General features: G+C 43.4%; 1 protein-coding gene and 2 tRNA genes. 2 read left to right on the top strand and 1 reads right to left on the bottom strand.

What is annotated here, in order from left to right; all coding sequences use genetic code 11:
• Positions 1-168: 168 nt before the first annotated feature.
• Positions 169-250: transfer RNA gene (locus C5S62_RS00735), tRNA-Leu, on the bottom strand.
• A gap of 194 nt (positions 251-444) precedes the next feature.
• On the opposite strand from C5S62_RS00735, the gene C5S62_RS00730 reads away from it, so the two are divergent.
• Positions 445-1,533 (top strand): mannose-1-phosphate guanylyltransferase, encoded by a 1,089-nt coding sequence (locus C5S62_RS00730; RefSeq protein ID WP_104403638.1) that lies wholly within the window; start codon positions 445-447, stop codon positions 1,531-1,533.
• Between the two features lie 265 nt (positions 1,534-1,798).
• Positions 1,799-1,872: transfer RNA gene (locus C5S62_RS00725), tRNA-Ile, on the top strand.
• The last annotated feature ends 749 nt before the right edge of the window (positions 1,873-2,621 follow it).

Raw genomic sequence — 2,621 nt, 5'->3', positions numbered from 1 at the left:
AACATTTCAGCTCTCGAATTTTAACAAATGCACCGGAATTTCGGCTTGACCCGTAAATGCACCGTCTTTAATAAGACACATAAGAATGATCGGAAACAAATTGGAAACATCTCAGAGAAAAATAAAAAGCTAAGTATTGAATTGTCAATTACTTAGCTTTTATCCTTGTACCCAGAGCCGGGGTCGAACCGGCACGGATTTCTCCACTGGTGTTTGAGACCAGCGCGTCTACCGATTCCGCCATCTGGGCTACAACTCACGCCCTATAGGGCCGATTTGCGGTGCAAAGTTAAGGTAAATATCTTAACAAACCAAACTTATAGGTAAAAAAGTCTGCTTTTTTTGTTCTTTACACCATATCCCCATGCCTATAATGGAAATAATTCCTATATTAGCGGCAGAGACTTCTCTAATACTGATACAAATAAAAAATACAAGCATAATATGACAACTCATAACGATTATTGCATCATTCTTGCCGGCGGGGTCGGCAAGCGCCTTTGGCCGTGCAGCCGTCGGCAAATGCCCAAACAATTTCTAGACTTCATGGGAACAGGCCGCACTCTCCTGCAGCAAACTTACGACCGATATGTACATTTTTTACCCAAAGAAAACATTTATATATCAACCTTCAAGGATTATGTCGGCCTAGTACGTGAACAGCTGCCCGACCTGCCGGAAGAAAACATATTGGCCGAGCCAGTACAGCTATCAACGGCTCCGGCCGTGACATGGGCTTCCTATCATATCAGCATGAAAAATCCTGAAGCCAATATCGTTGTCACACCGGCCGACCAACACATCGTTAACGAAGCAAAGTTTGCCGAACAAATTCGATCCGGTCTGGATTTTGTAAAAAAACATCAGGTTTTTCTAGCCATGGGGGTAAAACCGACCGTACCCAACACCGCCTACGGCTATATACAAATGGGACCGGACAGTAAGGAGCATCACCTATTCCGCGTAAAATCTTTTTCTGAAAAACCCGCACCGGAATATGCCCGTATGTTTATGGAAAGCGGCGAATTCCTGTGGAATACCGGCATTTTCCTATGGCATGCCCCTACCATGTTGGAGATGCTCGAGAAACTGACACCGATAGTAAGCGAGCACATCAGCAAGACAGGCAGCAATCTTTCACCCGACGAAGAACTGGAATTGGTAAAACGCTTCTACCCTTCCAACATGCACATATCCATCGATCTGGTAATACTTGAGAAATGCTCAAACGTTTACATTCAACAATGTGACTTTGGATGGGCAGACATCGGCTGTTGGCCGGAACTGCACGAAGTAATGCCGAAAGACGCCGATGGTAACACCATTCTCAACAACACAAAAATAATGCTATCGGACTGCCGTGACAACGTGATATGCCTGCCCAAGGGGATGGGAGCCGTTTTACGCGGCTTGGAAGGTTATGTCATAGCACAAGAAGGCAACATGCTGGTAGTATGTCCCAATAACGATCCCGCACTGGTACGCCGCCTAGGCAACGAGGCGCAAATGAAACTTGGAGACGAGTTCATCTAAATAATTAACAGCAGGCTCCATATCCTCACAGTCACCTCATACTCACCAGCCCCATTCCTGCCGCACAATACCCTTGGTCCGTGCGGCAGTTTTACATTCCTATACAAAGCACACTTGACACTTTCCCCATATAGCCAACAACAAGAAGCATCATTCCCCAATATTCTAAAAAAACAACTCAAACATAAAAAAAAGCGTTACACACTTTGCCAAATTCATAAAAACGCCTATCTTTGCATCTGAAAAAGCGCCATAAATCGCTTTCGGACTTGTAGCTCAGTTGGTTAGAGCAACAGACTCATAATCTGGAGGTCCCTGGTTCAAGCCCAGGCTGGTCCACTTTAAAAATCAAGGAGTTACGAATTTCGCAACTCCTTTTTTCTTGCCTTTGCGTAAACAATGCGTAAACAAACTGTTTGAGTTGGCGTGTTTTATACATAGAATTTCTATGATGCTCCATGCAATCCTGTAACATCTTTACCAATAGATTTTGTTATTGTGACTGCATTTTATGATTAAATAGACTCAAATATCTTCCATTTGTATGTGATTTACAGAATAATGTTTTAACTTTGCAAATGCAATGCATTTATGGCGAGCCATGACCAAATGGTGCTCTTTCTTGAAAAAGAAAAGTGAGTTTGCCTAACCATCGTGGGAGGATTATCCCATTCCGATGAATCGAAGCGTAGAGGGAGTATTAGTCGGAGAATACTCTATTTCAAAACGAAACGTGAGAGTTGCTTCAGGGGTTGAGACCGATTAGCAGAAGCCCGGTTACCAGTCAGCGACAGAAGATAACGAGATTGCACCGCTGCATATAACGACAATGTTTTATCCGTCAAAGGATAGGGACTCAGTGGTTATATGCAGCGTTTTGTATATGTACGCCTCACATTGCAAAGCGGCTGTATTCAGAGGTTATGTTGAACATAAACAATGAATGCAATGGAAAAATTAACCAAGTCATTGCCACTTTTCAAAGAGCGTAACTGTTCTGTCTCTATTGTGTTGGATTCACGTACTCGCAGGAAAAATGGGTCAAGCCGAAATTCCGGTGCATTTGTTAACATTCGAGAGCTGAAATG

The sequence above is a fragment of the Prevotella sp. MGM2 genome (genome assembly GCF_002933955.1).
GTDB lineage: Bacteria > Bacteroidota > Bacteroidia > Bacteroidales > Bacteroidaceae > Alloprevotella.
The sequence above is the reverse complement of the archived record's forward strand: the minus strand, read 5'-3'. Positions and strand labels throughout refer to the sequence as shown.